A 6,575-nucleotide genomic window follows, 5' to 3' on the forward strand; every position below is an offset into this window, starting at 1 on the left:
TTTATGGAAACTTTCGGTCTATTATTGAATGGTTTTTCTAATGCACTAACATGGGAAAACCTATTGTTTTGTATAATTGGAGTATCGGTTGGAATGTTTGTAGGCGTTATGCCGGGATTAGGGCCAGTTGCGGGGACAGCGATACTTATTCCACTCACCTTTGGCATGGATCCGACATCGGCGATAATTATGCTATCGGGAATTTACTACGGGGCAATGTACGGTGGTACGATTACATCTGTCCTAATTAATATCCCAGGTGAGGCAGCAAGTGTTATCACCTGTATCGATGGCCATCAGCTTGCAAAGCAGGGAAGAGCCGGCGTAGCCCTGGGCGTAGCCGCTATTGGTTCATTCGTAGGTGGAATTACCGCACTTATTGGACTTGCTTTTATTGGACCGCCTCTTGCAAGTTTTGCTTTGAGATTCGGTCCGCCTGAGTTCTTTGCACTCATGATTCTTGGTCTAATGATGCTGATTGGACTTATGGGGAAGTCTCTTGTAAAAGGTTTCATTGCCGCGGTTTTTGGTTTATTACTTGCTTTTGTTGGGATTGACCCGATTTCTGGAAGCTCCCGTTTCACTTTAGGCATCCCTGAGCTTTTTAGCGGAGTCGACTTTGTTATTGTGGCAATGGGGCTTTTTGGAATTTCTGAGATACTTTATAACGCTGATCAAGGGCAAACAGCAGAAAAACCCGCGAGAGTCAAAGGATTATTCCCACGGCGGGATGAATGGGGAGCTACCATAAAATCGATTGGGAGGGGAACAGGACTTGGAGTTTTAATCGGACTTGTACCTGGAGCAAACGCAGTGCTTTCATCCCTTGCCTCCTATTCTCTTGAAAAGAAGATCTCAAAAAAACCTGAGTCTTTTGGGAAAGGGGCTATTGAAGGGGTAGCGGGGCCAGAAACGGCAAACAATGCGACTAGTGGAAGTGCGCTTATCCCACTTTTTACTTTAGGGCTTCCCAGCTCTCCAACAGTTGCAGTTATACTTGGCGCATTTATCATGCACGGTCTTCAACCTGGTCCAAAGATTTTTAGGGAGAATTCAGACTTTGTATGGGCGGTAATTGCAAGTATGTTTATCGGGAATGTGATCCTTCTTATCATGAACCTTCCACTTGCAAATCTCTGGGCAAAAGTGGCGCAGGTCCCATATAAGATTCTTCTTCCGTTAATCATGATGTTCACGATGGTTGGTGCTTATACGGTAAAAAATAGTGTCTTTGATATCGGACTAATGTTAATTTTTGGCGTTATTGGCTACTTCATGAAAAAGCTTGATATCCCAATTGCGGCAACCGTTCTAACGCTTGTACTCGGAAGCCAAATTGAATCTTCTTTTCTGCAATCGATGGCCATCTCGGATGGAAATGCTGGAATCTTCTTCACAAGGCCGATTTCCGCTATCTTAATAGTCCTCACTGTCATTATCTTCCTTGGGACGTTAATTGCAGGGATTAAGAACAAAAAGAGTATGTTGGGCACCGATATGGAAATATAGGGGGAGATTCTATTGAAACTGGAGGGAAAAGTATCCCTAATCACGGGTTCTGCCCGTGGGCTTGGCTATATTATGGCTTTGCATCTGCTAAGGGAAGGTGCAGTTGTAGTAATCAATGATATTGATGAAGATTCAGTAAAAGAAGCTCTAACTTCTTTGAAAAAAGAAGGATATGAGGCCTTCGGGTTTGCTGCAGATGTTACGAATAAAGCGCAAGTTAATAGTATGGTTAATTATGTAATAGAAACCTTCGGAAAAATAGATGTTTTAGTTAACAACGCTGGCGGGGCTCTTCGGACTCCTAAAAGGTTTGAAGAGATCACGGAGGAACATTGGGATCTCGTCCTTGATGTCAATTTAAAGGGAACATTCCTTGTCTCACAAGCAGTTGTTTCCTATATGAAAGAAAATGGGGGAAGCATAATCAATCTCTCATCCATTGGAGGAAGGACTGCAAGTATTGTAACAGGTGTCTCTTATGCGGCAGCAAAGGCAGGCGTCGTTGGCTTTACCAGAAGGCTTGCAAAAGAATTAGGTCCTTTTGGAATCCGTGTGAACGCTATAGCTCCAGGTCTTGTCCTATCGGGAGAACGCCTGCAAGAGACGTGGGACACAATGGTAGAGGTTGAAAAGGAAGAAGTTCTTGATGCTATCCCATTAAGGCGCCTAGGAACCATAGATGAACAGGCGAAGGTGGTCAGTTTCCTTGCAAGTGATGAATCCTCTTATATGACTGGTGCTGTACTCGACGTAAACGGTGGTCGTTTCATGGGTTAAATTATTTAAAAGGTATTGAAGCCCCCAAAAAAGTATTTTATAATATTATTTAATAATATTAATTTTCAGACTGGGGGGTTTTCATGGAAACAAAAGATACAGTCCTGGTCACAGGCTTTGCACAAGGACCAAAAGGAACTACTGTTTATGAAACTTACAAGACAATAGGCGTTGTTCTCGTCATCAATACCAAAACAGGTGTGATTGAAGACGCGCAATTCACAGTAATTACCCAGTTAATGAATACTTATCTAAGTACCCTTGTTAAGGGATATGATACAAAACAGGGGATACAGCCTTTATTAGAAGATGTAAAGAAACATTGTTTTGCTCCTTCACAGGGGGCGGTAATTCAATCCATCCGTTCGGCATGGGACAGATATAATGAAATAAGACAGGTACAATTGTCAAAATAACTGGTTATCTATGGGGATAGTTAAAAGCTATCTCTTGAAGTAGGTAAAACCCAGTAACAGGAGATGACATCTCTTTGTTGCTGGGTTTTTTTATTTGTTTGAAAGGGGCGATGGTATGAAAGCGATTTTGATTGAGGATGAGACAAAAGATTTGTATATAGGAGAACATGGTGATCCATTTATTGGAGACGATGATTTGCGTGTAAGAGTGATGGCAACCGCCTTGAATCGGGCCGACCTCTTGCAGCGGAGGGGAAAATATCCACCTCCTTTAGGTGAGTCAGAAATTCTTGGCCTTGAAATTGCGGGAATCGTTGAGGAAACAGGAAAGAATGTGTCTGGCATTAAACAGGGTGATCGTATATATGCACTTCTCCCAGGAGGGGGATATGCAGAAAAGGCAAGGGTTCCTGCCGGTCTTGCTATTCCAATTCCTGATGGCCTCTCATTTGAGGAAGCGGCAGCAATTCCTGAGGCGTTCCTTACAGCATACCTGAATCTTTTTGAACTTGGAAAAATGAAACAGGGTGATTTCGTCCTGATCCATGCTGCGGCAAGCGGGGTGGGGACTGCAGCTATCCAGCTTGCACGAGAGGTAGGGGCCATTCCGATTGCTACGGCTGGCAGCAGCAAGAAACTTGAGGTTTGTCAAAGGTTAGGTGCAGAGTACGTTATCAATTACCATGAGGAATCATTTTCTGAAAGGGTGAGGGAAATTACTGATGGTAAGGGCGTAGATGTAATCCTTGATCCTGTTGGTGCTTCTTATTGGGATAAAAACCTTGAATCCATCTCCCTGGATGGAAGATGGGTTGTAATTGGCGGAATGGGTGGTTACGAAATCGAAAAGCTAAACCTGCGTACCTTGATGAGGAAAAGGGTATCCCTAATTGGCTCGACGCTTAGATCACGGACCATGGATGACAAAATTCGTCTGACAGATGCTTTTAGAAAGTTCGGAGAGAATCGGTTCAAAAATGGAGGGCTATTACCTGTAATCGATAGGATATTCGATTGGGAACAGGCGAACGAGGCCCATCTATATATGGAACAAAACAAAAATATCGGAAAAATTATTCTAAAAATAAATGAGGGGGAATCGAAGTGAAAATTGATTTAGAAGTGAATAAAGAGAAAAATGAAAAAAGAACATCAAAAGGCATCATCGACACCGACGTCCATCATGAGATTAAATCGACAAGGGATCTTCTTCCATACCTTTCAGACCACTGGAAAAGATACATTCGGGATTATGGATGGGTTCCTGAAAGAAGCATTCCATTTAATCAAATTAGGAAAGAGACTAAATACAGGATGGATACAAGGCCAAGCGACGGATCTACGCCAGGTTCAGACTATAACCTTTTAAAAGAACAGCTCCTTGATAAACACAATATGACCTATGCGGTGTTAACAGGTTGGTTCTATGAGGCAAGCGTAGCAAAGGGTTGGTACGAGTTTGCTGCGGCAAGGGCTTCTGCCTATAACGACTATACCATTGAGCATTGGCTAGCAAAGGATAAAAGATTACTAGGCAGCATCACTATTCCACAGGACCCTGTTGCTGCTGTAAGGGAAATCGAGCGCGTTGCCGATCACCCACAAATGGTTCAAGTCATGCTGCCTATAGCTGATTTTGCTTGGGGAGATCCGATGTACCATCCAATTTTTGAAGCGGCGAACAGACATGGATTGAAGGTTGCAATGCACCTCTCAGCGTCAATAACAGCTCAGGGTGGCGATTTTCTTCGATATTATGTGGCGTGGCGCTCTGTACATCCGCAAGCTTATATGACTCAAACCATCTCCCTAATTACAAACGGAGTGTTTGATAAATTCCCAGAGCTTCAGGTGGCCTTAGTAGAGGGAGGCTTCGAATGGGTGCCATTTATGATGCACAGGATGGATTCTGCTTATAAAGCATTAAGGGCTGAAACACCTTGGGTTAAGAGAATGCCGAGCGATTACTTCCGTGATAATATGAGGTTCACGACACAGCCATGGGATGATTTAACCCCAAAGGAATTCATGAACATTATTGATATGATGGGGTCAGAAGATATGATTATGTTTGCTTCCGACTATCCTCATTGGGACTTCGATCCACCAGAAAGAACAATACCAGGCGGAGTATCTGAAACACTTAAGAATAAAATCTTATTTGAGAACGCTCGTAATTTTTATGGGCTATAGGATAAGAAGGAAGGGTGAAGATGATGAAATACCAGGTATGTAGTATAGGTGAGCTTGAGAAGAACGGAAAGTATCCTTTTACGTTAAATGGCAAAGGAATTGTCCTTGTCCAATCAGAGGATGGAGGAGTATATGCTCTACGTGATGTTTGCCCTCATAAAGGCCCATGCCTTTCTGATGGCATGATAGACAAAGGATGCTCATCAAATGAGGTAGGGGAATATATCTTTGAAAAGGAAAAAGAAGTCTTACGATGCCCTTGGCATAGTTGGGAGTTTGATATTAAGACAGGCAAATCCCTTTTCGCACCGGATAAAATTAAAGTAAAAACATACGAAGTATTAGTTGAAGATGGTTTGGTTTTTATTAATGTATAAATAGGGCAGGGCAGTTATTTGCTTCCCCTTGTAATCTATGAAGAAGGAAGGCATAAAATATGGAGTTTAAAGTATCAACACTTAGTGAATTTTCGAACAATGTCCTAATGAAGGCGGGGGTTCCTTCCTATGAGGCTGATACAATTACAAGAACAATGATTGAAGCGGATTCAAGGGGAATACACAGTCATGGTCTGATGAGGCTTCCTATATATATTGAACGGATGCAGAAAGGTTTCATCAGAAAAGAGTCCAAAATCACTGTGGAAAAAGAAAACAAAGGGACAGCGGTCATTGACGGACACTTTTCTGCTGGCCAAGTAGTTGCAACAAAAGCCATGGATATGGCTATCGAAAAAGCAAACGAATACGGGATTGCTGCCGTTTCAGTTAAAAACTCGAACCATTTTGGAATTGCCGCTCACTATGCATTGAAGGCTGCTGAAAATGATATGATTGCTATTGTCATGAGCAATACTGCTCCTCTAATGCCTCCTACTGGGGGTGCTGAAAAGGTCTTGGGGAACAATCCACTAGCTATTGCAGCGCCATCAAGTGGGAATAATCCTGTCCTTTTAGACATGGCCTTATCGAATGTGGCACTTGGAAAAGTCTTGTTTGCTAAAAATAATGGAGTCGAAATCCCTGAAGGGTGGGGTACTGATAAAAACGGTATTCCAACAACTGACCCTGCGTCTGTTTTAGATGGGGGATTTATCCTGCCAGTAGGAGGGCCGAAAGGATTTGGGCTAGCCCTAATGGTAGAATTGTTAACTGGAGTCTTGTCAGGCGGAGATTTCTCAAAGATGATCCCGAGTATGTACGATACTACTAAAAAACAAAGCATATCACATTTAATGATAGCAATAAATATCTCATCATTCATGGATGTGAACACATTTAAAGACTTAAGTGAAACACTAGGGTCATATGTGAAAAATGCTGTAAAGGCCCCGGGAGTTTCCCAACTGTATCTCCCTGGAGAAATTGAGTTTGGTGTCGAGGAAAACCGGTTAAAATCAGGAATACCTATATCAGATGGGGTGCTTGAGGACTTAGCAAAACTAGCTAATACAATGAATGTAACACCTTTAACTGAAGTAATATAAAATAATATTATACATTTAATAGTAATTGATATGGACGACAATGAAACTATCAATCTAAACCATTCGCAGAAATCGTATACAATTCTTGAGTCACTTAGGTGGCTCTTTTTTGGTTTAAAGGGGGAATGTGAAATTGAAAGTTCACTATTTTCTAGTTAGTTGGAGATTGAGGGTGCTTTAGCAACAATGGAAGG

At 42.2% G+C, this 6,575-nt stretch carries 7 protein-coding genes; all 7 read left to right on the top strand.

Annotation, left to right across the window (positions count from 1 at the left end; genetic code table 11):
* The first annotated feature begins 3 nt into the window (after positions 1 to 3).
* The 7 genes from V7097_RS24675 to V7097_RS24705 all read left to right on the top strand — a co-directional run bounded on the left by V7097_RS24675 (position 4) and on the right by V7097_RS24705 (position 6,381).
* Positions 4 to 1,509 (top strand): tripartite tricarboxylate transporter permease, encoded by a 1,506-nt coding sequence (locus V7097_RS24675; RefSeq protein WP_335706289.1) that lies wholly within the window; start codon positions 4 to 6, stop codon positions 1,507 to 1,509.
* 12 nt (positions 1,510 to 1,521) lie between these two features.
* Positions 1,522 to 2,286 (top strand): SDR family NAD(P)-dependent oxidoreductase, encoded by a 765-nt coding sequence (locus tag V7097_RS24680; RefSeq protein ID WP_335706290.1) that lies wholly within the window; start codon positions 1,522 to 1,524, stop codon positions 2,284 to 2,286.
* Between the two features lie 83 nt (positions 2,287 to 2,369).
* On the top strand, positions 2,370 to 2,702 hold the full coding sequence (locus V7097_RS24685) for a DUF3870 domain-containing protein (protein WP_335421296.1): 333 nt from the start codon (positions 2,370 to 2,372) through the stop codon (positions 2,700 to 2,702).
* Positions 2,703 to 2,817: 115 nt separating this feature from the next.
* Positions 2,818 to 3,810 (top strand): NAD(P)H-quinone oxidoreductase, encoded by a 993-nt coding sequence (locus V7097_RS24690; RefSeq protein ID WP_335706291.1) that lies wholly within the window; start codon positions 2,818 to 2,820, stop codon positions 3,808 to 3,810.
* On the top strand, positions 3,807 to 4,895 hold the full coding sequence (locus V7097_RS24695; protein ID WP_335706292.1) for an amidohydrolase family protein: 1,089 nt from the start codon (positions 3,807 to 3,809) through the stop codon (positions 4,893 to 4,895). Before V7097_RS24690 ends, V7097_RS24695 begins: the two co-directional genes overlap by 4 nt.
* A gap of 20 nt (positions 4,896 to 4,915) precedes the next feature.
* Positions 4,916 to 5,272 carry a Rieske (2Fe-2S) protein gene (locus V7097_RS24700; RefSeq protein WP_335706293.1) on the top strand — a complete coding sequence of 119 codons (357 nt, stop codon included), beginning with the start codon at positions 4,916 to 4,918 and terminating at the stop codon, positions 5,270 to 5,272.
* 59 nt (positions 5,273 to 5,331) lie between these two features.
* On the top strand, positions 5,332 to 6,381 hold the full coding sequence (locus V7097_RS24705; RefSeq protein WP_335706294.1) for an Ldh family oxidoreductase: 1,050 nt from the start codon (positions 5,332 to 5,334) through the stop codon (positions 6,379 to 6,381).
* Positions 6,382 to 6,575: the final 194 nt, after the last annotated feature.

The organism is Bacillus sp. JJ1562 (assembly GCF_036962705.1).
Classification (GTDB): domain Bacteria; phylum Bacillota; class Bacilli; order Bacillales; family Bacillaceae_L; genus Ferdinandcohnia.

What these genes read in the sequence shown, in the direction of transcription:
- V7097_RS24690 (WP_335706291.1), top strand. Translation starts at nt 2,818, where the DNA reads ATGAAAGCGATTTTGATTGAGGATGAGACAAAAGATTTGTATATAGGA.
- V7097_RS24675 (WP_335706289.1), top strand. Translation starts at nt 4, where the DNA reads ATGGAAACTTTCGGTCTATTATTGAATGGTTTTTCTAATGCACTAACA.
- V7097_RS24685 (WP_335421296.1), top strand. Translation starts at nt 2,370, where the DNA reads ATGGAAACAAAAGATACAGTCCTGGTCACAGGCTTTGCACAAGGACCA.
- V7097_RS24705 (WP_335706294.1), top strand. Translation starts at nt 5,332, where the DNA reads ATGGAGTTTAAAGTATCAACACTTAGTGAATTTTCGAACAATGTCCTA.
- V7097_RS24700 (WP_335706293.1), top strand. Translation starts at nt 4,916, where the DNA reads ATGATGAAATACCAGGTATGTAGTATAGGTGAGCTTGAGAAGAACGGA.